The organism is Shewanella sp. GD04112, assembly GCF_029835735.1.
GTDB lineage: Bacteria > Pseudomonadota > Gammaproteobacteria > Enterobacterales > Shewanellaceae > Shewanella.
Map to the genome: position 1 here is coordinate 4,561,292 of NZ_JAOEAL010000001.1, position 22,521 is coordinate 4,583,812.

Sequence of the window (22,521 nt, forward strand, 5' to 3'; positions counted from 1 at the left end):
GTTTTAGCAGTAAACGCTTGTCAGCCATCGACAAAGCGCATAGCGTAACTTAAGCGTTTAACGGGAATAAGGGACTAAGATGAAAAACTTCGCCGCTGGGCTTAACAACTTTTGGGTGGGATTATTCACGGGGATCATGCTGCCGCTGATTATCGTCGCGGGATTGTTATACGCCACCGTCGATAAATTCACAGGACTCATAGAAGACGCCGCCATTGCACCTTTAATTAGTCGCAGCGAACAAACCTTCGACAGGGTCGATAATCTGCTCCTCACCTTAGACAATAAAGTCGACGACGCAAATTTAAAGGACTTAGCACTCTTAGCCCCGTTAAAGAACGCGCAATTGTTCCCAGAGCTGCAGGCCCTCGCCAGCGGAGTCACTAACCTCAAACAGACAGTCACTGAGATCGATAAGCAAACCCTATTAGCAAACCTGCAGGAAAAACTGCAAGCCTCACTGGCAACCAAATTCCCCGAGGATAAAGCGAAAGAACTCGCTCAGAATCTTATTAATATTGCGCAAGTGCTTACGAGTGAAAAAAACACTTATCGGCAGCAGTAGAACAAACACCGAATAATGAAGCCCATAGCAACAAATAGATTATAGGGAAGACTCTTATTTTATTGCTATCCAACCCGCTAACCACTCAGCAAATAAAAAGCCCGTTAACCTAAAAGGTAAACGGGCTTTTTACTGAATTTGATGAGTTGGCCGATAAGCCGGGTCCTGTCTTGGACAGTCATTCATCTAGGCCTGCAATCGCTCACAGGCTCAAGCGACCTACCCGGTTCCAACGCGAGCCACGCCATACGGAACCCTATTTGGTCTTGCTTCGGGTGGAGTTTACCTTGCTACGGACTATTGCTAGCCGCACGGTGCGCTCTTACCGCACCCTTTCACCCTTACCACCTTAGCCGAGGCTATGATGGCGGTCTCCTCTCTGTTGCACTTGTCGTCGGTTCGCACCGCCCAGGCGTTACCTGGCACCCCGCTCTTTGAAGCCCGGACTTTCCTCCCCGCTCTTGCGAGCGCAGCGACTGTCTGGCCAACTCGGCGCGGATTATAGCCTAAGCAATCTGCGCGTACCACAGTTAATCCCGCCGATGTGCACCAGTGCTTATAAATCAGACTCTAAACCAAACTTGTACAGAGCATTCTTTTTAAGACCGTGAATTTGCGCGGCAATGGCGGCGGCCTTTTTGAGGGGCAATTCTTCACAGAGTAATTTCAAGGTGTTGATGGCGACAGTCGGAATGGCGTCATCATCCTCCGCGGCGCGATGACCATGCACCATCAGCACTATCTCGCCTTTTTGCTGGTTAGGATCGCTGCTGACCGTGGCCAACACCTCGGCCACAGGGCCAGAGAGGAAGGTCTCGAAGGTTTTAGTGACTTCCCGAGCCATCACCACTTGCCTCTCGCCGCCTAACACTTCGACCATGGTCGTCAGGCTATGCTCGATGCGGTGCGGTGATTCATAAAAAATCAGTGTGCGAGGGTCTTCCTTGAGCTCGAGTAACTTATCGGCGCGCGCCTTCTCTTTAGAAGGTAAAAAGCCTTCGAAGGAGAAGCGATCCGACGGTAAACCCGACGCGCTTAATGCGGTAATCGCCGCGCAAGGGCCGGGCAATGGGATCACTCTGAAACCCGACTGGCGCACATGGGAAACTAAGTGATAGCCGGGGTCAGAAATCAGCGGTGTGCCCGCATCGGAAATCAGCGCAATCGATTGCCCTGCGGCTAACTGCTCGACAATCCATTGGGCGCGAGCGCGCTCGTTATGGTCATGCAACGCGATAGTTTTGGTAGAAATACCAAAATGACTCAATAACTTGCCGCTGTGGCGCGTATCTTCACAGGCAATCAATGCGACCTGAGTGAGCACTTCGATAGCACGTGGGCTCATGTCCCCCAAGTTACCAATGGGAGTGGGAACAATGTAGAGTGCGACGCTTTGGTCCATATATACCTCGGTAATGACAGTGCCAAGACTTTCGTCAAGCGCAAGAGAAGGTTAAACTAGAGGCAGCATCTTACCAGAGTGAAGCCCAGTGTTAAAAAGCCTGAATACAACTAAGTTCGTTTCCGTGGCCATTTTATCCGCAGTGTTGGCGGGTTGCGGCAGCCAAGCGCCCAGCTCAACCGGTACTGCCCCCACAGTGGCCACCTCTTTAGCCTCTGCACCATTGGCGCCCAATGTGTATTTAGCACAGGCCGCGAATAGCAAAGATCCGCAGCAGCGCGATACTAACCTACTGCTGGCGGCGCATGCCTATATCAATGCCAATGACTATGCGGCGGCGCAGAAACTGCTGAAGTCGATGCAGCCAAGCCTGACTCAGACTCCTACTCTGGTGGCCGAACATAAATACCTGACGGCGCGGGTATTAGAGCATACATCGACCTATGTCGAGGCGCTCAAGACTCTGAGCTATCCAAGCACTTGGGTGTTACCCGGCTGGCAAATGGCCGCGTATCATCAATTTAGAGCGCATTTATTCCAACTGAATAAGCAACCTATCGAACAAGTGCGCGAGCTGAGTTTATTGACCACCTATTTACCGCCCGCCGAGGCGAGTGAAGTCAATAACCAAATCTGGCAAGTGTTGCAGCCAATGCATGAGCAAACCCTGCAAACCTTTATCCGCGATGCCAACAACCCAGTATTTGCCGGTTGGTTGCAGCTCGCCTATATCGCCAAACATTATGCGGTTGACCCTAATCAACTGGTTCGTTACTTAGGCGACTGGCAAAAGCAGAATCCTTATCATCCAGCGGCGGCGAAATTACCGACCGATTTGGATCGGGCACTCAATGCCAAGCCTTTTATGCCGAAGAATATCGCCGTTCTGCTTCCGCTTACAGGCCAGCGCGCGGGTGCCGCCAACGCGATTCGCCAAGGGATTTTGGCCAGCTATTTAGCCAAACCCAATGAGCAGGTTGCAGTTAATTTTTACGATACCGCCAATGATGCCGTAGCGGCCTATCAGCAAGCGGTGAACGCGGGCGCCGAGTTTATTATTGGCCCCTTGCTGCCAAATGAAATCGATCAATTGCTGGCACTGAACAGCAACACCAGCCCTGCGACCAGCACGCCATCGGGCTCTGCACCTGCAGCGCCCGCAGCACCGACAGCACCAATCCCGCAGCTGTTTTTAAATCAAACCGATAAGTTTGTGCCCGATATCAATAAGTTCTACTTTGCGCTGTCACCAGCCCAAGAAGCTGCCGATGCCGCAACGCGTATGTATCAAGATGGCGTGACTATGCCATTACTGCTCGCCAGCAACGATGCCACAGGCAAGCGCATGGCAGAAAGCTTTATCCAAGCTTGGAAAAAGAAAAGCGATACCCCTATCGAAGTCTATTACTACGATGGTGGCGATAAGATGAAAACCACAGTGCAGGATGCACTCGGTGTCCGTGATAGCCAAGCGCGTATCGCGCGGATAAAAGAGCTGCTCGGTAATTCGATACAGGCCGATTTTCGTTCGCGCCAAGATATCGATGCGATCTATATGATCTCGACGCCACAGGATTTAACCTTGCTCAAGGCCTTTATCGATGTGAACTTCAGCGTCTTTACTCAGCCAGTGCCGCTGTACACCTCAAGCCGCAGCCGCATCGACAACGAATCGAGCCAAACGGCGCAGGATTTAAATAACCTGACCATGAGCGATGCACCTTGGCTGATGCAAAACAGTGAAGAAAACCTGATGGTTAACACTCTGTGGTCGGGCTGGAATAACGGCCAGAAACGCCTGTTCGTGATGGGCTATGATGCCATGGATTTGATCAGCAAACTGGCGCAGATGCGCTCATTCACGGGTTACCAGTTCAATGGACGTAGCGGCGTATTATCCGTCAATCCTGACGGCGTAATTAACCGCCAATTAAGCTGGGGACGCTATCAGAGAGGCAGTTTCCGTCAACTATGACACTCGGACAGCAGGCAGAGTCGCTCGCTCAAGGTTACCTCGAACAGCAAGGGTTAACCTTTGTCGAGCGCAATGTCCGCTATCCCTTTGGTGAAATAGACCTCGTCATGCGCTATAAACACCACTGGGTATTTGTTGAAGTAAAATATCGCTCAGCAAATCAATTTGGCGGCGCAATACAAGCACTTAGCAAAGCACAAATCGGCAGGATCCGCATGGCGGCCAGCCACTATTTACAGACGCATAAACTGGATGTGCCGTGCCGATTCGACGTTGTTGCCATCGAGGACGCGCAAATCCACTGGCTAGTCGATGCTTTTTAAACGAGGCCTTCGACTCAGCTAATCGAATAATTTTTAACGCTTATGCCTCAACTCCACCGTGGAAATATGGCATCATAGCCACACTTTATCCTGAAAGGATGTATCCATGTTAGAACGCATTAAAGACAGCTTTACTGAATCTATCCAGACCAAAATCGATGCAGCCGAAGCACTGCCAGAATCCATTGCCAAAGCGGCCGAGATGATGGTGCAATGTCTTTTGGGCGGCAATAAAATTCTTGCCTGCGGTAACGGTGGCAGTGCCGGTGATGCTCAGCACTTCTCGGCCGAGCTATTAAACCGCTACGAAATTGAACGTCCACCATTGCCCGCGATTGCGCTGTCAACTGACACTTCAACCATCACAGCGATTGCCAACGACTACAGCTATGATGAGATTTTCTCAAAACAAATCTTAGCCTTAGGTCAACCTGGTGACATTCTGTTGGCGATTTCCACCAGCGGTAATTCAGGCAACGTGATTAAAGCTATGGAAGCCGCCCTGAGCCGCGATATGACTATCGTTGCCTTAACCGGTAAAGACGGTGGTGCAATGGCGGGATTACTGAGCGTAGGCGACGTGGAAATCCGTGTACCTTCTAACGTGACTGCACGTATTCAAGAAGTACACTTACTGGTTATCCACTGCCTCTGTGACAATATCGACCGCACACTCTTCCCGCAGGACGAACAGCAATGAGATATGCTGCCCCACTGTTAATGGTTTGCATGCTGCTGCAAGGTTGCGCCGGTGCCGTTATGGTGGGCGCAGTTAGTGGCGCCATGATGGCCAACGATGAGCGTTCGGTGAAGACTCAGCTCGACGATACCAATACCGATTTTAAGATCACCAGTGCCCTGCTGGAGCATGAAGATCTGAAGAAACAAACGAATATCACGGGTGTTTCGGTTAACGGTAATGTGCTGATGATTGGCCAGGCCCCTAACTCAATGTTGAGGGATAAGGCGATTAAGGTCGTACAAGATCTTAAGCTTGGCGGTAAAATCCACAATCAGATCCGCATCGGTAACCCGACCTCTTTCACCACCCGTAGCAATGACACTTGGGTGACGACGAAAGTGAAGGGACGCATGCTCAACGAGAAAGAGTTGGATGTCACCCGTATTAAGGTCATCACAGAAAACGGTGAAGTCTTCCTACTCGGACTCATTCACCGCTCTCAGGCCGATATGGCGGTCGATATCGCGCGCAACACCGCGGGCGTGCGTAAAGTCGTTAAAGTATTCGAATACATCGAATAACCGATTGAGCCTAAGCCCTTAGGGTTTAGGCTCGCCTTCTACCGCTTCTAGTCCTAACGCTTCTACTTGGATGTTATCCATCACCTTGGGTGACTTGGCCATCCACATGCCAATCCAAGGTAAAAACAGTGATGGTAAGACAATCAGCGCCGCGCCCAGCCAACTTAGGCTATCTAACCATTCATCGAATAACAGCCAGCCCAAAAAGACGATAAATAACAGGCCGGTATATTCGGCAATCGCAATATCGCTCGCCTGTGCGCGACGATAGGCCAGCACGCAGAACCAGTGATAAATCAGCAAAAAAGCATTACTGAGTAGTGCTACGGCTAACAATCCCCAGCTCAGCCCCTCAAGCCCTTGAAAAGCAGCGATGGTTAAGGTCGCAGGAATACCCAGCAGGTTATACAGCATCAAAGTTAATACTGGATGTTCAGTATTTGGGACTTTTTTCAGGGTCAACTGGTTGACGGCAAAGGTAAACGCCGAGAATAACACTGCTAATCCAAACCAGTTCATCTCACTCGGTCTGAGAATAATTAAGATCCCAACAAACCCGAGTAATGTGCATACCACTTGTCCAGTGGTGATCCGCTCCTTTAAAAACCAATAGCCCATCAGAATAATCATCAGCGGCGCCGAGTAAAACAGGGAGCTGACCGTCGCGAGCGGCAAAGCCATTAGGCCAATAATTAAAAAAAGCGCGCCAACCGAGCCTATGTTGGCACGCCAAAGGTGGACCGAAATATGTTCCGTCTTGGGTCGCTGCGAGTACAACCAAATGGGGATTAACATCAATACTGAAGTGATTTGTCTCACGAGTAGAAAAGTGGCCGCATTTGCATCTTCTGGCAGCCATTTGATCGATACATCGTAAAAAGCACTAAATAGATTACCCACTATCAATAAAATCAAACCGATAACAACAGGGCGCTGCATTTTTTACCATCCGCAAATCTCAATGCTGGCATGATAATCCCCGCAAAACTTAAGCTGAAATGATGCTTTCTCATGCTAGATGAATTAAATTCATACTAAATCTTTTAGGCGTTGAAAATCATGAGAAAGCTTCCGCCATTACGCGCACTACAAGTCTTTGAAACCGCCGCAAGGCAACAGCATTTTTCCAAGGCTGCCGCCGAACTTTGCATTACCCAAAGCGCGGTTTCACACCAAGTGCGTGTATTAGAGGAATATTTTGGTGAGCAGCTTTTCGACCGTCAGGGACGAAAATTGCAACTCACACCTAAAGGCCAGAGCTTATTTATTGAGTTAGAAAGGATTTTTAATGAGTTAAGCGACCTTAATCTCAAGATCCGCGACACCCCAAACCAACAACTCTGTTTGGCGGTGTATAGCTCTTTTGCGGTGAAATGGTTGATTCCAAGATTAGCAAATTTTAGGCGCCAATATCCCAGCGTTAAAATTCGCCTCGAGATGATCACTCAAGACCCCGATCTCAGCACCAGCACGGCCGATATCTTTATCGCGGGCAAACTCAATCAGCGCGGCTATTGGCAACAGTTACTGCATAAGGAGCGGCTCATCCCAGTATGTAGCCCGAGTTTTTACCCCAAGTGGCGTGATATTAACTTAAGCAATTTTCAGCAACAGGCACTGCTGATTGTGGATGAGGGGCCGCTGGGACTCGATTGGCACAAATGGTCATCGGCTCACCAGATCCCGCTGAATAACGAGCAGCAACATATTTTTAGTCATATCGTAATGGCGATTGAGGCGGCAATTGCGGGCCAAGGCCTCGCCCTCGCCCCCGATTTTATGGTGGCAGGTGATATCAGCACTGGCAGACTGGTTGCGGTTAATCTGCCCGATGTTCATACGGGCTTTGAGTTTAGTTTTATCTGTAAGCAGCGCCGTCTGGCTGAACCCGCGATTGCCGCCTTTTCCTCTTGGCTAAAATCGCAGGCCTAAACGCTTAACCAACCCAATGAGTAACAGACATAAAAAAAGCCAACCTAAGAATAGGTCGGCTTAATAACGTGTTGTGTAATGGACTTTTTAGGGCAAATTACACTAACAAACCAATCTTCTCGTACACCTTTTTAAGCGTCACTTCGGCGCGAGCCTGGGCATTTTCGGCGCCCGCTCTCATCACTTGGTCGAGGTAAGCACGGTCGGCACGCAGCGCACGGTAACGCTCCTGCAGCGGCTCTAACATACCCACTACAGCTTCACCCGCGGCACCTTTTAAATGACCATACATCTTGCCTTCAAACTCAGCTTCGAGGCTGGCAATGCTTTGACCTGTGATACCCGACATTAAGCTCAGCAGGTTAGACACGCCTGGCTTGTTTTCCATATCGAAACGCACGACTGGCGGCTCATCACTGTCGGTCATGGCTTTTTTCAACTTTTTCATGACCGCTTTTGGATCTTCAAGCAGGCCAATCACGTTGTTACGGTTGTCGTCCGACTTAGACATCTTCTTCAGCGGATCCTGTAGCGACATCACCTTAGCGCCATGCTCAGGGATAAAAGGCTCAGGAATGGTAAACGTCTCGCCGTAAGCGTTGTTAAAGCGAGTCGCGATATCACGTGTTAATTCAAGATGTTGTTTCTGATCTTGGCCAACGGGGATTTCATTTGCTTGATACAGCAGAATATCCGCCGCCATCAGTACAGGATAACCAAACAGACCGACGTTAATATTGTTGGCGTGCTTTTGTGACTTATCCTTAAACTGCGTCATACGGCTCAATTCACCCATTTGGGTATAGCAATTTAACGCCCAACCCAGTTGGGTATGCTGTGGCACTTGGGATTGGATAAAGACTGTGCTTTTCTTTGGATCGACACCACAAGCTAAATACAGTGCAAGTGTATCTAAGCAGGCTTCACGCAATGCTTGAGGGTCTTGGCGCACGGTAATGGCATGCAAGTCCACCACGCAATATAGGCAGTCGTGGCTATCTTGCATGGCAACCCATTGACGCAATGCACCCATGTAGTTACCTATGGTTAATTCGCCGGACGGCTGTGCACCGCTGAGTACTATGGGTTTGGTCATTACGTCATTGCTCCAAATAAAGATAAAAAGATTCGATTAAACTGGCTGAGCGAGATTTAGCCAGCGCAGGATCTCGACAAACTGCTCACATACAGCGTCAGGGCCAGTGAGCCCAATATCTTCACCGTAGTTGTAGCCATAGGTCAAGCCGATTGATGCAACACCTGCCGCTTTCGCCGCTAAAATGTCATTTTTAGAATCGCCCACCATCAACAACTCAGTTTTATCGAGTTGCCATTCGGCTAATAGATGCTCGAGCGGTAATGGATCGGGCTTCATCTTCGCCAGCGAATCACCGCCAAGTACCAAGCTAAAGAAATCATTAATCTTAAAGGCTTCAAGCAAAGGCAAGGTAAAGCGATAAGGCTTATTGGTCACCACCGCCAGCTTAAATCCCGCATCAAACAGGATTTGCAGCACTTGATGCACATCGGCATAGAGTGCACTGTGCTTCTCAAGATTTTCTTGATAGTGATGCATAAAGATAGGCATAGCCGCATCCAATGCCGTTTGCTCAACGTCTGTACCTAAAGCGTGGCTCATGGCGCGGCGCATCAGCATTTCAGCGCCATTGCCCACCCAAGTTCTCACCTGTGCCTCGGTACACGTAGCTAAACCTAATTCGGCGAGTGCCGCCTGGGTCGCGACCGCAAGATCGGGCACACTGTCAATCAGTGTGCCGTCGAGATCAAAGGCAATCGCTTTAATCTGTTCCTGCATTATTTGACCTCAACTTTCGCCAACTCGGCGCGCATCTCGTCGACGACGGCTTTATAGTCTGGCTTACCGAAAATGGCAGAACCTGCGACAAACATATCGGCGCCTGCGGCGGCGATTTCGGCAATGTTATCCACTTTAACGCCACCATCGACCTCTAAGCGAATATCGAAACCGCTGGCCTCGATACGCTCACGCACTTGGCGTAATTTATCTAAGGTCGAAGGAATAAAGGATTGCCCACCAAAACCTGGGTTGACCGACATCAGCAAAATCACGTCTAGCTTATCCATTACATGGTCAAGATAGTGCAGTGGTGTTGCTGGGTTAAACACTAAACCCGCTTTACAGCCCGACTCTTTAATCAGTTGCAGAGTGCGGTCGATATGCTCAGAGGCCTCGGGATGGAAAGTAATAATAGACGCACCCGCCTTGGCAAAATCAGGCACGATACGATCAACAGGCTTAACCATTAAATGCACATCGATATCGGCCGTGATGCCATAGTCACGTAACGCTTTGCACACCATAGGGCCAATGGTTAAATTGGGCACATAGTGGTTATCCATCACATCAAAATGTACTACGTCAGCCCCTGCATCTAACACGGCTTTAACGTCATCCCCTAAACGGGCGAAGTCGGCGGATAAAATCGATGGAGCAATTAAAAATGGGCGCATAGGACACTCGCTGCTATTGAACAAAAAGTGCCTTATTTTACCCTTAGCTAGGTAATGCCTCTATAGCAAATGCCACATTTATCGCGATTTAAACCCAATAGAAACACAATTGGAGTACTCATAACGTACGGTAAACTCAAGGAGATGCTGAAGCGTTAGAAAGTTTTTAGTGAAGATTGATAAATTATTGTTCATAAACTAAGCGAGTTTGTTATACTCGGGTCGCTGTCGTGGATCATTTAGTGGTTGCAAAGGAAGTATCATGAAGGGGCGGTTAACACAGTTTTCACACATTTTAGGCTCGGTGACCTTTAAGTCATCGATGATGTTGGCATTTACCGCAGTGGTAGTCGCCTCCTTAGCCTTTGGCGTGGAAAAACTCACCGCAAGTAACGATACCTCCGCCTGTGCTTGCAGCAGCGATACTCGTTACAACAACAGCTTACCTAGCAGCCATCCAAATAACCGCTGTGCCGAACAGGCGCAAACCTTAAGCTGGAAGACTTGGCTCACTGGCAAAAATCGCTCTAGCCAGTTCCATTTTGTCGACTTGCTTGAATTACTCCATGGTCATCAAGACAAACCTATCGATGACCTAAAGCCCGCTAATTCACAACAGTCCTATTGATGCTCAGCCGGATCTGGCAAGTCTTTCACAGTACAATAGCCGCCTTCTTTGGGGTGCAGTCAGATAGAAATCGTCAAAAAGACTTCCAGACCAACTCACCATTACCGTACATATTGATGGGGATAGTGTTAGCAATTGCCTTAGTCGCCAGCCTGATTCTACTTGTTAGCCAAGTTGTTGGTTAAGCCACTCGATACTACACAACCCAGTATCAATCATCCTGCGGATCATAATTCTCATCGTACAACGCAATCAGCTCGTCGACTTTGTTACGACCACTGCCATTTTGGCTAATGTTGCGCTGCACTTGGATCTTGGCAAGGTGGGCTCCGCGATACAACTCACGTGTCAGCGGAATATCATGGTTACTGATCACGACAGGAATGCGTTGCTCTAACGCCATATGGCGCGAATAACGCGCCAGCAGCGCCTGATCATCTAGGCTAAAACCCGCACCGACATAGGTGGTAAAACTCGCAGTGGTCGAGAGTGGCGCATAGGGTGGATCGCAATAGATCACATCGCCAGTACGGATTTGCTCGAAGGCTTTTTCATAGCCGATGCACTTAAACTCGGCACGCTGAGCTTTCTTTGAAAAGGCTAGAATTTCCTTCTCAGGGAAATACGGTTTCTTGTAGGAGCCAAAGGGCACATTAAAGCCCCCTTTGCGGTTATAACGGCAAAGGCCATTAAAACCATGGCGATTCAAGTACAAAAAATAAACCGAGCGCAAAAAAGGATCGCGGGATTTATTAAAGTCTGTACGCACGCGGTAGTAGGCATCCTTTTGATTCATCTCATCGACGAATAGCTTCCTGGCCGCCTCAATGTATTCGACAGGCCTTTCTTTCACTATGTTGTAGAGATTAATCAGATCTTGATTGATGTCGCAGAGTAAATAGCTGGGATAGTCAGTATTTAAAAAGACTGAACCTGCGCCGACAAAGGGCTCAACTAAACGCTCACCTGTCGGTAAGTAGTTCGCGAGCTCATCCACCAATTTAAATTTTCCGCCGGCCCATTTCAGGAAGGCTCTATGTTTTTTGATCATTTAACTTGATGAATGCCGACAAAAATAAAGGCCATGATTGTACTCTGTTTATTCTGAAATTTCACCGCTTGAGCGCGTTTCTTGTAGTTGATAACCGCCGAGTTCTGCCCATTTTTTTATCAGGGGTTGGCTAAGATGATACTCTTTGACCAATTCTGCGGCCGCCTGCTGTGCCGATTGACTGTTGTTAAACTGCCCTACTAACACCACCCAAAACTGTTTGTACTTGGCGACTCGCACCTCTGGCACATTATGCAGTTTCTTAAGGAGTGACTGTACAGTTTCACGCTGGGAGACGGTCGCAATTTGGATCGCATAGCCGGTTTTCGGCCGCACCGATACGAGTGATGCAGGCTCAGGAGTTGCATGCACCACCTGAGCAGCTGAGTCACCTTTCGCGTGCTCTGTAGGAGCTGGCGCAGGCTCTGCCTCATCAACCTCGGTGACGGTTCTGTCGCCCTTACTTGTCGCTTCATCGACTGGTGGCGCTATGCCAGTCTCTCCTTCCACTTGAGGCTCTTCCCCATGGAACTTAGCCAATGGGTCCGCTTGTTCCACCGCTTCCGCTAATAATGCCTGCGCTAACGACTCGGATCGCTGCCTAAAATACGGCGCTAGTATCTGTTTGCCATGGGCAAGAAACTCTGCGGAATCCACAGCAGGATAAGTCACGATCTCAGGAATTGGCTCACTGGAAAAGGGTTTAGCCAGACCAAGCCAAATTACTATGGAAATCAGCACACTGGCGAGCCCAATTAGCGCGACTTTGTATTGTGTCCATACTGATTTTTTCTCACCCTGACCATGTAGAGCCAGCTCCAGCAAGGACACCACCTCCTGAGGAGTGCCCGTTTGCTTCTCGAGCTGAGCACGCACTATATCCCTTGGCGTAAACGGATTTTGGTCACTATATCGCAGCAAGGTTTGATACAGCGCCTCGCGCTCCGGCAGGCTTAAGGGATCAATGCTGACTGGCAGAATTTGTCGTCTTAACGACTCTGGCAGCTGAGGGAGTAAGTCGGCTAAAAATGTAGGCGGTACCGCTAACGTCACGGCGATGCGCTGACCCGCGCATTGCACTTGATTGAGTATGATGCACTCGGCCCACAATTCTTTAGAGAGTAAATGAGCATCATCGATAATGATGTGCAGCGGCTTACTTTGTTTCGACGCGACACGCAGTATGGTTTCAGCGAGGGAGATTTCGTCATCAAAAATCGGGGATGACACCAATTGCACTAAAATCTTGCGACGAATTTCAGCATTGTCGGCATGCATAGGACAAATGACTAACGCGGCATTCGACTCATCAAAATCTGTGGCTAGCGCCGTGAGTAGTGTCGTCTTCCCCGAACCGTGCGCACCCACAAGCACCAGTAGCTGGTCGCTATAACTGGCCACATGATGCAATCTTTCTACGAGGGCTTCCTGTGAAGGAAGCAAGACTTGCCCCTGAAACGTCACTCATCCACCACACAAGGTTTATGCGCAGCAGATAACCTGTTCTAGGGTAGATTCCGGAACTTGGCTAAAGACATCAGCTCGACCAATGGCCGTCGGGAGTACCAGCCGGATCTGACCACCTAAGACTTTCTTATCGCGACGCATATGTTTAATAAAACTGTCGAAATCCATCGATTCCGGCGCTGTTACAGGCAGCTCGAAAGCGTGGAACAATTGCACAATACGACGAACAATTGACTCATCAATCAATCCCATGGACTTAGCTGTTTGTGCAGCAAGGACTGTGCCAGCCGCAACCGCCTCACCATGCAGCCAGTTACCATAGCCCATCTCGGCTTCAATCGCATGCCCAAAGGTATGCCCAAGGTTTAATAGCGCGCGGACGCCCTGCTCGGTCTCATCCTGGCTCACGACATCGGCTTTAATCTCACAGCAGCGAGAAATCGCATAGACCAAAGCTTGAGTATCTAGACTTTTCAATGCCTGGACATTGTTCTCAAGCCATTGAAAAAACTCAGCATCCCACATGATGCCATACTTAATGACTTCTGCCATCCCCGCAGCGAATTCACGCGCGGGCAAGGTCTGTAAGCATTCAGTATCGATAATGACGATCTGTGGCTGATAAAAAGCCCCGATCATATTTTTGCCAAGCGGATGATTAACTGCGGTTTTCCCACCAACAGAGGAATCTACTTGTGATAACAGCGTGGTAGGAATTTGAATAAAATCGACCCCACGTTGGTAACAGGCTGCGGCAAAACCCGTCATGTCACCAATAACTCCACCACCGAGAGCCACCAGCACTGAATCACGGCCATAATTGCGTTGCAGCAAAGCCGTAAAAATGGAATCTAAATAGGTTAAATCTTTGAATAGTTCGCCATCAGGAAGGATGACGCTGGTTACCTCACCAAACGAAGCCATCGTGTCTTGGATCTGCTTAAGATACAAGGGCGCGACAGTTTCATTGGTGACGATAAGGATACGTTTTTTCAGCAGGTAGCGAGACAATGTCTCGCCATCACTCATCAAACTCTGGCCAATATAAATGGGATAACTACGTTCACCTAAATCAACCTGAATTTGTTTTGTCATTCTGCCTAGAAACCTAATTGCTCAATGATTTGATTCGCAACAACCTTTGCACTTTGATCGTCGGTCTTAACGATCACATCAGCAATTTCTTCGTACAGAGGGTTACGGATTTCTGCGAGGTTTTCTAATACTTCTCGCGGATCATCTACTTGCAGTAATGGGCGACGCTTGTCTCTTTGAGTGCGCGCAACCTGTTTGTCGATAGTGGTTTCGAGATACACCACGATACCGCGAGCAGATAAATGATTACGGATATCTTTGCTCTGAACTGAACCACCGCCAGTGGCAAGGACAATACCTTGTTTTTCAGACAGATCAGCAATAACCTGAGCTTCGCGACGGCGGAAACCTTCTTCGCCTTCAACGTCAAACACCCAAGCAATATCGGCGCCTGTGCGTTGCTCAATCTCTTGATCTGAATCGTGGAATTCTAAATGCAGCATTTGCGCCAGATGGCGACCAATTGTGCTTTTACCTGCGCCCATTGGGCCTACCAGAAAAATATTACGTTTTTCAGCCATTTCTTGTACGTCTGAATCTTAATGAAAAGTATGCCTATGTCGACTCATGAACAAGCCGACCTACTGTATGTTACCTTGCTCTAATGAGACTTGACCGAGGATTATCTCAGTTTCATGTCTAGTCTGGCAAGTGATGCACGCTATTTATGATAAGAATTGTATTTCAGACACAATAAAGCCAGCAATGTATGCTGGCTTTATTCGACTCGTAACAAACGATTAGAGCTTCTCGTTCACAATTTTAGGCGTCACGAAAATCAACAGCTCTTGGCGCTCATTCTTGTCAGTAGTGTTACGGAATAAGAAGCCAACTAAAGGAATGTCACCCAAGATAGGCACCTTGCTCACGCGGCTGATTAAATTCTGCTGATAAATACCACCGAGTACAATGGTTTCCCCATTATCCACTAACACTTGCGTACCAATACGTTGAGTATCGATAGCGACTGCCGGACCTGTGGGAGTATCCACCGTTTTACCCTGAGAGTCTTGAGTGATTTCAAGATCCAGAATCACGCGGTTATCAGGGGTAATTTGTGGTGTCACTCTTAATGACAATACCGCCTTCTTAAAGGTCACCGACGTCGCGCCACTGGAAGTGGATTGTACATAAGGGATTTCCACACCCTGCTCGATATACGCCGCTTTTTGGTTAGAGGTGGTAATGCGAGGGCTCGCGATAATCTCACCTTTGTTTTCCTGCTCAAGCGCACTCAGCTCTAAATCTAAGATGGTGCCATCGGCAAGCTTTGCCACATGGAAAGCAATGCTGGTAGGGTTTGTCACCGCCGCAGGTAAATTCACGTTCAAACGGTTATCCAGTGTTGGCACAGTACCATTGGCAATGCTGCCTGCGCCTTCAAGGGTTCCTGACGTCCCTTTGCTACCCTGCTGATCAGTCACGCCCCAACGGATACCTAAATCTTCAGACACGTCGTCTTTTACAGTGACCATGCGAGATTCAATCAACACTTGGCGGATAGGAATATCGAGCACTTCAACCAAACGATGGATATTCTCGATGATTTCAGCGGTATCTTTCACTAACACTGTGTTGGTACGCTCATCGACGGCCACTGAACCACGTGGCGACAATAAACTAGAATCTGCCCCTTTGAGTAACTCGGCGATATCAGTCGCCTTGGCATAATTGATTTGCAAATACTCAGAGTAGAGTGGCGCAAGCTCTTTTACTTCCTGCTTATTCTTGAGGTTTTGGCTTTCGCGAATCGCCAGTTCTTCACTTGGCGCCACCATCAAAATATTACCTTCGATCCGCTTATCGAGTCCTTTGGTTTGCAGGATCAAATCCAATGCTTGATCCCAAGGCACATCATCGAGTCTTAAGGTGATATCACCCTCAACCGTGTCACTGGTGACTAAGTTGAAGTTGTTGTAGTCGGCAATAATCTGCAGCACAGTACGGACTGAAATATTCTGGAAATTTAACGAAAGGGTTTTACCGTTATATTTCTTTACCTCTTTGGTCGCCGCAGCGCGCTCTACTTTGTTAATTGAGAGCCTAAAGAGATTGTCTTCCTGTTTGTAATTGAACTCATAGTTACCCGAGACATCGACTAAAATCCGAGTCGTTAAATCGTCCTTAAAAGTTTCAAAATGCTTTACCGGTGTGGAGAAATCCTGCACGTCCATCACATATAACAAGTCACTGTTAATATCTGTGTTGTAAAGCTGAACCTCAAGCTTGGCACCAATTTGTTCAACGTTCGCGGCAACCGAGCGATTATTTAAATAGACTAATAAATCACCACCGCCATTTGCATTGCGACGAAAATCGATATTTTTAACGCTATTAACGAACGGATTATTAGCAGCTTGTGAGCCTGCAACTTCATCGTTAATCGTTAAACGATAAGAATTACCAACGACACTACCTTGATATGGCTTAACCTTAGATAAACCCAACGTCACCATTAAATGGGTATCTTGCTGCGCCGTCACTATGTCCTTCACACCGACTTGGTTAATCGGCAGACGATCCTTAGACAGGCCTGAAATACTGTCATCGAAGGTTAATACCAACTGAGCAGGAGAAGCATTAGAGTCAATTGTGGGTGCGCTAATCGCCCCCTCAAATACTAACTCGACTTCTAATTGATGATCGACAAGAGCATGGTATTTGACATCCATCAACCTATTTGCCGCAAAACTCGATGGCAAAAATCCAAATACTAATGCGATCCCAATAACAGACTTGGCTAAGCCTGAAGATAAAAACGATAACGGGATTTTTATCGCGGCAGAAGATTTCATTATTCCCTCATCCTTCGCTTGTTATTTTCCAGAAAGTTCGATGTTGTTTGTACGTTCAGACCAACAACCAGAACCATCCGGAATTAATTCTACAACTTCCACATTTTGAGAAGTCACTTTCGCTATATGTCCATTAAACAATCCAAGATATTCACCTACGCCCATCCGATATACACTGCCATCATTGGTCTCAATAAGCGCCCAAATCGAATTTCCTTCGCTTAAGGTGCCGCGCATTTTTAGATTGTCTAAAGCATAGGTTTCTAAACGGCCTTTACGACGTTTTAAATCCGGCTGTAAGCAGTTTTTGCTGGTATCAACCACTTCTTCCGTTAACTCTCGAGAAGGTGGGACAAAAGGGCTACGCATTAATTCGGCTTGATACGCAAAATGCTCAAACTTAGGTGGCTCTTTTAAGGGTGGAATATGCGCCACATGCTGTGCCTTGGTAGTAGTAACAAATAGCTCTAAATCACTACGATCGCCAACACAACCCATTAAAAAAAGACTTAATGCTAACAGAGGTAAGAGTTTCATTATTTCTTCCCCTTGTTATTGGCTGCATTTTCGGGAGGTAATTCTGCTCCCTCTTTAAAGCGATAGGTTTTGGCCAAGATATCCATGGCCAGATTACCGCTCTCGTCACGCTTTATCGTAAAATCGTGCAAGCTGACAATACGAGGCAGTTTAGCCACGCCGCTGACCATATTGCCGATTTGGTGATAATCACCTGTGACAGACATTTTTATCGGGAACTCAATATAGAAATCCCGTTGAATTTCAGGTTCCCAATTCAAGCTATTAATCCGTAATCCGGCGTCAGTGGCCACAAAAGTTAAGTCATCGAGCAGCCCTGGCATTTCATTCTCAGAGGGCAGCATTTTGAGTAGCTCGGCAAATTGCTCCTCCATCACAGCTAACTGTTCACGGTACAATTTAAGGTTAGCGGCAAGCTGATATTTGGTTTTAAAATCTTCTCTCAGCTGCTCTTCCTTTGTTTGCTCCGCGTTATACACATCGATAGCATCCGAAACCACGAGAAAATAACCCGCAGCGAAAACGCAAAGCGCCAATAGCACAGCGAAAAATACTTTAACTTGATTTGGCCAACCGCCGATGTTCTCAAAATCGATATCATTAAACTGACTTAGATCGAGCTTCATTTACTCGCTCCTTTTGCCGTTTTAATAGGCTCATCAGCCATGGCACCTTTAATACTCACTCTTAAGCTAAAGCGTTGTAATTGTCTTAGCTCATCATCTTGAGACACGATAGATTGCATATTGGGATCGGTTAACCATTCGGATGCCTTCACCTTACGCATCATGTTGGCCACGTTGTTGTTCGATTCACTGCGGCCTTCAATCAGTAATAAACTGCCTTTTTTCTCTAGACTAGATAGATATATTCCGGGCGGCACGATACGCACCAGCTCATCTAATACGTGTGTCGGCAAATTACGGGATTGCTGAAGGTTCAAAATGATCTCGGTACGACGCTCAATATCTTTTTTACGCTCGGTGATCTTTTTAATCTCGGCGATTTGCGCATCGAGTTGTTGAATTTCGGACTGTAAATAAGCATTCCGTCCGCGCTGTTCATCGGTCATCATGTCGAGTAAAGACAAGGCAACATAGACTAAAACTGCTGAGCCTAAAAATACCGCCGCTAATATTCCAATATAATCGCGCTTCTGCTTTTCTCTTGCTTCTTCACGCCAAGGAAGCAGGTTTATGTTCGCCATTGACCGTAGCTCCTCAGCGCTAAGCCACAAGCAACCATATATTTGCTAATGCTAGGTTGCAGTATATTTTTAACGGATTCATCCGCGTGCAGACACCCTTGGAAAGGATCAGCAATAATCGTGTGGACGCCTAACTCATTCGTTAATAAGTTAGCCATGCCTTCCAGTTTAGATGTTCCACCGCATAATACGAGATAATCGACTTTATCTTTACCACTCGACGTACAATAAATTTGCAGGGTTCGTTTAATTTGTTGCAGTAATTGCGTTTGGAAGGGAGATAGCACTTCGAACATATAATTACGTGGTAAATCGCCTTCAATTTTGGCTTTCTCAGCTTGTTCGTAGGACATGCCATAAAAAGACAGAATCGACTGAGTAAATAACTCACCGCCAAAGGCTTGCTCACGAATAAAGGTCGTTTCGCCCGACTCCACCACACTGAAGGTCGTCATGTTGGCGCCAATATCGACCATGGCCACCGCCTTCTGCCGAGCGCCTTCGGGTAACTGTCCTAGCACCAACTCAACGGCTCTGCCCAGAGCATAACCTTCCACATCAACAACTTTGGTTTCGAGCTCGACTTCATCGAGCGCATCGACTCTTGCATCAATATTGTCAGTGCGGCACGCACTAAGCAGCACATCAACCTTAGAAGGATCGGTGCTGTTGACATTTAAGGTTTCAAAATCAATGCTAACTTCATCGAGGGAGTATGGGATCAGGTTATCGGCTTCAATCTCAATTTGCGCTTCCATTTCCTCCTCGCTCAGCGAGGCATCCATGTAGATAACCTTAGTCATCACCGCAGAACCTGAGACCGCAACCGCTGCATATTTAACCGACTTAGGCAAAATACGCTTAATCTGTTTGAGACATTCAACAACGGCATCGGCATCACGAATATCATGATCGTTAATAGCCCCCTTTTTTACGGGAACCGCTGCATGACTTAGTATTTTATATCCATCAGCAGTCTTACTCAGCAGAATAGCCTTTACTTCATGGGAACCAATATCAATCCCGACCATTTGCGGAGCCTGACGCTTCCATAAATTTGAAAGCATAGTCCGTTGTCACTTTATTATTTGTATTCAGTAGTAAAAGAGATTAGCACAAAATCAACCCGTTATACGTATTTGTATAGAATGTTTCAAGATTTTACAAACGCCATTTTAGGGACGTCACGTTTTTGCTTCACCCAAACGTGCGCGCCTTATATACTGTCGCACTTAACTGAACATTAGGATCAATTTAGGTGAAGTGGTTAAAACGTATTGTTATAGCTCTATTCAGTCTAGCCCTTTTGGGCGTGGGCGCCATTGTTGCAGCATACTTTTATGTTTTGCCGGATCTGCCGGATGTATCGACACTAAAAAATGTGCAATTACAAACACCTTTGCGCATTTACAGTAGCGATGGCAAGCTCATCTCTCAGTTTGGTGAGAAGCGTCGCATTCCGCTGAAACTCGAAGAAGTGCCTAAACCGCTCCTCCAAGCCTTCCTTGCCACCGAGGATGCACGCTTTTATGAGCACGGCGGTATCGATCCTGTTGGGGTGATGCGTGCCGCAATCGTCATGCTCACCACTGGCGAAAAGAAGCAAGGCGCGAGTACTATCACCATGCAGGTGGCGCGTAACTTCTTCCTGACACGCGACAAGACCATTATTCGTAAAGTGAAAGAAATTTTTATTTCCTACCACATCGAGCAATTGTTAACTAAAGATGAGATTTTAGAACTCTACGTTAACCGTATTTATTTAGGTCAGAGAGCCTATGGTGTCGGCGCAGCTGCTCAAGTGTATTTTGGTAAAAACGTTCAAGATCTGACGCTTTCCGAAATGAGTATGATCGCGGGCCTCCCTAAAGCACCGTCGACCCTAAACCCTATTACCTCCCCTTCACGCGCACTCGCACGCCGCAACGTTGTATTGATGCGAATGAACGAAGTGGGTTACATCAGCAAAGCTGAATACCAATCAGCAGTGCAAGAGCCGCTCGTCGCCAAATACCATGGCGCTGAAATTGATCTTTACGCCCCTTATATCTCTGAAATGGCTCGAGATTACATGGTGCAAAAATACGGTGAAGAAGAGGCCTACACGAATGGCTATAACGTCTACACCACAATTTCATCAGAGCAGCAACTGCTAGCACAGCAAGCATTACGCAATAACGTCTATGCCTATGATGAGCGCCACGGTTACCGTGGTCCCGCGGCGGTTCTTTGGACCGATGCAAAGCCGGATGATGCACAAATCAAAGCCGAGCTCGCAAAAATTACGCCTGTACAAGAGTTGCAACCTGCTGCGGTATTAAACATCGATGGTCAGCAAGCCAGCGTGTTAACCGCCAAGGGCGAAACCAAAGTCATTAAGTGGGATGGCCTAAAATGGGCGCGTAAATTTATCACCGATAAACGCCAAGGCTCGGTGCCCAAATCGGCTTCGGATATGCTAAAAGTCGGTGAGCGCATTTGGATCCGCGATAACGGTCAATACTTACAATTATCGCAAGTGCCAGAAGTGGCCAGTGCCACTGTTGCACTCGATCCTACAAATGGTGCTATCCGTACCTTAGTAGGTGGTTACAGCTTCAGCCAAAGCCAATACAACCGCGTAACCCAAGCGAAACGTCAATTAGGTTCGAATATTAAACCTTTCATCTATGCTGCGGCATTAGAGAAAGGCTTTACGCTCGCGACTCTGATTAACAACGCACCGATTAACAAACCCGATATTAGCCAAGGTACTGCGTGGCGTCCTAAAAACTCGCCCGATATCTATGGCGGTCCGACCCGCCTGCGTGTGGGCTTAGCGCAATCGATCAACGTAATGTCGGTTCGTGCCATGCGCCATATTGGTTTAGATGCAGCCATCGCCGAATTGACTAAGTTTGGCTTTGATCCTAACGACTTACCTCGTAACGAGTCGTTAGCCTTAGGTTCTCCTTCGGTCACCCCACTGCAAGTGGCAACCGCTTTCAACGTGTTCGCAAACGGTGGCTTCTTGGTTGAACCTTACTATATCGAACGAGTAGAAGACTCCTTCGGTAATGTAATTGAGAAGGCAAATCCGACTTTGGCCTGTAAGCCTAACAACAGCTCTGTGCAGCCTAGCAGCGATCCAATGAGTTTTGGTGAGCCAACCACTCCAACCGATGAGCCTGTCGCCCATTGCTTCGAGCAAACAGGCCGTTATGCTCCGCAAATTATCTCTGAACAAACGGCATTCCTGATCACCGAAGCGCTGAAGAGCGTGATCTGGGGTGGTGGCGATTGGAGTAAAGGCACAGGCTGGCAAGGTACAGCTTGGCGTGCTGCGCAGCTAATCAAGCGTCATGATATTGCAGGTAAAACGGGTACAACCAACGAATCACGCGATACTTGGTTCAGTGGTTTTGGTCCGACACTGACCAGCACCTTCTGGGTTGGGTTTGATGACCATGGTCGTCAGTTAGGCAGAACCGCATGGAACTCCAACGGTGAGAAGGATCAAATCACGGGTACCGAGGCGGGCGCTAAGACCGCAGGCCCAGGCTGGAACGAGTTTATGAATAACGTGCTGAAGGGCGTACCCGAAACCACAGCGATTCCGCCAGAAGGGATTGTCTCGGTGCGGATCGATCTGGCGACCGGCAAGTTGACTCGTAAGACTGACTACACTAGCGCATTTGAATACTTTATCTCGGGCACTGAACCTAAGGAATATATCAGTGAAAGCCAAGATGAAAACAACCTATTCATCGATGCGCCGACAGACGATTTATTCCAATAGAATAAATCAC

The 22,521-nt window shown here is 47.8% G+C and carries 23 protein-coding genes and 1 other RNA gene; 9 read left to right on the forward strand and 15 right to left on the reverse strand.

The genetic code is table 11. The features are described 5' to 3' along the window. Positions 1-79 precede the first annotated feature (79 nt). Positions 80-565 carry a hypothetical protein gene (locus tag N7386_RS20020; protein ID WP_279770619.1) on the forward strand — a complete coding sequence of 162 codons (486 nt, stop codon included), beginning with the start codon at positions 80-82 and terminating at the stop codon, positions 563-565. 138 nt (positions 566-703) lie between these two features. On the opposite strand, the gene rnpB is transcribed toward N7386_RS20020, so the two are convergent. Together rnpB and rsmI are read right to left on the reverse strand one after the other, a co-directional pair. Further along, positions 704-1,057: RNase P RNA component class A (gene rnpB, locus N7386_RS20025), an RNA gene on the reverse strand. A gap of 64 nt (positions 1,058-1,121) precedes the next feature. Beyond that, the gene (gene rsmI / locus N7386_RS20030; protein WP_126512126.1) at positions 1,122-1,967 is read right to left on the reverse strand and encodes a 16S rRNA (cytidine(1402)-2'-O)-methyltransferase; all 846 of its coding nucleotides are present in this window, start codon (positions 1,965-1,967) and stop codon (positions 1,122-1,124) included. Positions 1,968-2,055: 88 nt separating this feature from the next. Here rsmI and N7386_RS20035 point away from each other — a divergent pair, with 88 nt between their 5' ends. The 4 genes from N7386_RS20035 (at position 2,056) to dolP (ending at position 5,528) form a co-directional block, all read left to right on the forward strand. After that, positions 2,056-3,942 (forward strand): penicillin-binding protein activator, encoded by a 1,887-nt coding sequence (locus tag N7386_RS20035; protein WP_279770620.1) that lies wholly within the window; start codon positions 2,056-2,058, stop codon positions 3,940-3,942. Further along, the gene (locus tag N7386_RS20040; protein ID WP_279770622.1) at positions 3,939-4,265 is read left to right on the forward strand and encodes a YraN family protein; all 327 of its coding nucleotides are present in this window, start codon (positions 3,939-3,941) and stop codon (positions 4,263-4,265) included. The genes N7386_RS20035 and N7386_RS20040 overlap by 4 nt, the downstream gene beginning before the upstream one ends. 106 nt (positions 4,266-4,371) lie before the next feature. Beyond that, positions 4,372-4,965: a phosphoheptose isomerase gene (locus tag N7386_RS20045; protein ID WP_011070670.1), complete on the forward strand. Its 594-nt coding sequence runs from the start codon at positions 4,372-4,374 to the stop codon at positions 4,963-4,965. Continuing rightward, the gene (gene dolP / locus N7386_RS20050; protein ID WP_011624409.1) at positions 4,962-5,528 is read left to right on the forward strand and encodes a division/outer membrane stress-associated lipid-binding lipoprotein; all 567 of its coding nucleotides are present in this window, start codon (positions 4,962-4,964) and stop codon (positions 5,526-5,528) included. The genes N7386_RS20045 and dolP overlap by 4 nt, the downstream gene beginning before the upstream one ends. A gap of 18 nt (positions 5,529-5,546) precedes the next feature. Here dolP and N7386_RS20055 read toward each other — a convergent pair whose 3' ends face one another. Then, the gene (locus N7386_RS20055; RefSeq protein ID WP_279770624.1) at positions 5,547-6,467 is read right to left on the reverse strand and encodes a DMT family transporter; all 921 of its coding nucleotides are present in this window, start codon (positions 6,465-6,467) and stop codon (positions 5,547-5,549) included. Between the two features lie 120 nt (positions 6,468-6,587). Here N7386_RS20055 and N7386_RS20060 point away from each other — a divergent pair, with 120 nt between their 5' ends. Next, a complete protein-coding gene (locus N7386_RS20060) occupies positions 6,588-7,460 on the forward strand; it encodes a LysR substrate-binding domain-containing protein (RefSeq protein ID WP_279770626.1) in 873 nt (290 codons plus the stop codon). 97 nt (positions 7,461-7,557) lie between these two features. On the opposite strand, the gene trpS is transcribed toward N7386_RS20060, so the two are convergent. From trpS to rpe, 3 genes are read right to left on the reverse strand one after another with little or no spacing between them, the layout of a single operon-like run. Next, the gene (trpS, locus tag N7386_RS20065; protein ID WP_011718615.1) at positions 7,558-8,556 is read right to left on the reverse strand and encodes a tryptophan--tRNA ligase; all 999 of its coding nucleotides are present in this window, start codon (positions 8,554-8,556) and stop codon (positions 7,558-7,560) included. 36 nt (positions 8,557-8,592) lie between these two features. Next, positions 8,593-9,276 (reverse strand): phosphoglycolate phosphatase, encoded by a 684-nt coding sequence (locus N7386_RS20070; protein ID WP_279770628.1) that lies wholly within the window; start codon positions 9,274-9,276, stop codon positions 8,593-8,595. Next, a complete protein-coding gene (rpe, locus tag N7386_RS20075; RefSeq protein WP_279770630.1) occupies positions 9,276-9,953 on the reverse strand; it encodes a ribulose-phosphate 3-epimerase in 678 nt (225 codons plus the stop codon). The genes N7386_RS20070 and rpe overlap by 1 nt, the downstream gene beginning before the upstream one ends. Positions 9,954-10,215: 262 nt before the next feature. Here rpe and N7386_RS20080 point away from each other — a divergent pair, with 262 nt between their 5' ends. Then, a complete protein-coding gene (locus tag N7386_RS20080; protein WP_011624415.1) occupies positions 10,216-10,581 on the forward strand; it encodes a hypothetical protein in 366 nt (121 codons plus the stop codon). Next, positions 10,581-10,766, forward strand: coding sequence for a DUF2970 domain-containing protein (locus N7386_RS20085; RefSeq protein ID WP_011624416.1), 186 nt, complete (start codon positions 10,581-10,583; stop codon positions 10,764-10,766). The genes N7386_RS20080 and N7386_RS20085 overlap by 1 nt, the downstream gene beginning before the upstream one ends. A gap of 26 nt (positions 10,767-10,792) precedes the next feature. On the opposite strand, the gene N7386_RS20090 is transcribed toward N7386_RS20085, so the two are convergent. The 9 genes from N7386_RS20090 to N7386_RS20130 all read right to left on the reverse strand — a co-directional run bounded on the left by N7386_RS20090 (position 10,793) and on the right by N7386_RS20130 (position 19,800). Beyond that, the gene (locus N7386_RS20090; protein WP_279770631.1) at positions 10,793-11,632 is read right to left on the reverse strand and encodes a Dam family site-specific DNA-(adenine-N6)-methyltransferase; all 840 of its coding nucleotides are present in this window, start codon (positions 11,630-11,632) and stop codon (positions 10,793-10,795) included. 48 nt (positions 11,633-11,680) lie between these two features. After that, on the reverse strand, positions 11,681-13,096 hold the full coding sequence (locus N7386_RS20095) for an AAA family ATPase (RefSeq protein WP_279770632.1): 1,416 nt from the start codon (positions 13,094-13,096) through the stop codon (positions 11,681-11,683). Positions 13,097-13,114: 18 nt separating this feature from the next. Then, positions 13,115-14,194 carry a 3-dehydroquinate synthase gene (gene aroB, locus N7386_RS20100; RefSeq protein WP_086904092.1) on the reverse strand — a complete coding sequence of 360 codons (1,080 nt, stop codon included), beginning with the start codon at positions 14,192-14,194 and terminating at the stop codon, positions 13,115-13,117. A 5-nt stretch (positions 14,195-14,199) separates the two neighbouring features. Then, on the reverse strand, positions 14,200-14,715 hold the full coding sequence (gene aroK / locus N7386_RS20105) for a shikimate kinase AroK (RefSeq protein ID WP_011718623.1): 516 nt from the start codon (positions 14,713-14,715) through the stop codon (positions 14,200-14,202). 219 nt (positions 14,716-14,934) lie between these two features. Then, positions 14,935-16,989 carry a type IV pilus secretin PilQ family protein gene (locus N7386_RS20110; protein WP_086904091.1) on the reverse strand — a complete coding sequence of 685 codons (2,055 nt, stop codon included), beginning with the start codon at positions 16,987-16,989 and terminating at the stop codon, positions 14,935-14,937. A 21-nt stretch (positions 16,990-17,010) separates the two neighbouring features. Beyond that, entirely contained in the window at positions 17,011-17,526 is a 516-nt protein-coding gene (locus N7386_RS20115; RefSeq protein ID WP_011718625.1) for a pilus assembly protein PilP, read from the reverse strand. Further along, positions 17,526-18,152 carry a type 4a pilus biogenesis protein PilO gene (locus N7386_RS20120; RefSeq protein ID WP_086904090.1) on the reverse strand — a complete coding sequence of 209 codons (627 nt, stop codon included), beginning with the start codon at positions 18,150-18,152 and terminating at the stop codon, positions 17,526-17,528. Before N7386_RS20120 ends, N7386_RS20115 begins: the two co-directional genes overlap by 1 nt. Continuing rightward, complete coding sequence (locus N7386_RS20125; RefSeq protein WP_086904089.1) at positions 18,149-18,733, reverse strand: PilN domain-containing protein; 585 nt, start codon at positions 18,731-18,733, stop codon at positions 18,149-18,151. The genes N7386_RS20120 and N7386_RS20125 overlap by 4 nt, the downstream gene beginning before the upstream one ends. Beyond that, positions 18,721-19,800, reverse strand: coding sequence for a pilus assembly protein PilM (locus N7386_RS20130; RefSeq protein ID WP_086904088.1), 1,080 nt, complete (start codon positions 19,798-19,800; stop codon positions 18,721-18,723). Before N7386_RS20130 ends, N7386_RS20125 begins: the two co-directional genes overlap by 13 nt. Positions 19,801-19,991: 191 nt before the next feature. Here N7386_RS20130 and N7386_RS20135 point away from each other — a divergent pair, with 191 nt between their 5' ends. Further along, positions 19,992-22,511, forward strand: coding sequence for a PBP1A family penicillin-binding protein (locus N7386_RS20135; RefSeq protein WP_086904087.1), 2,520 nt, complete (start codon positions 19,992-19,994; stop codon positions 22,509-22,511). Positions 22,512-22,521 lie beyond the last annotated feature (10 nt).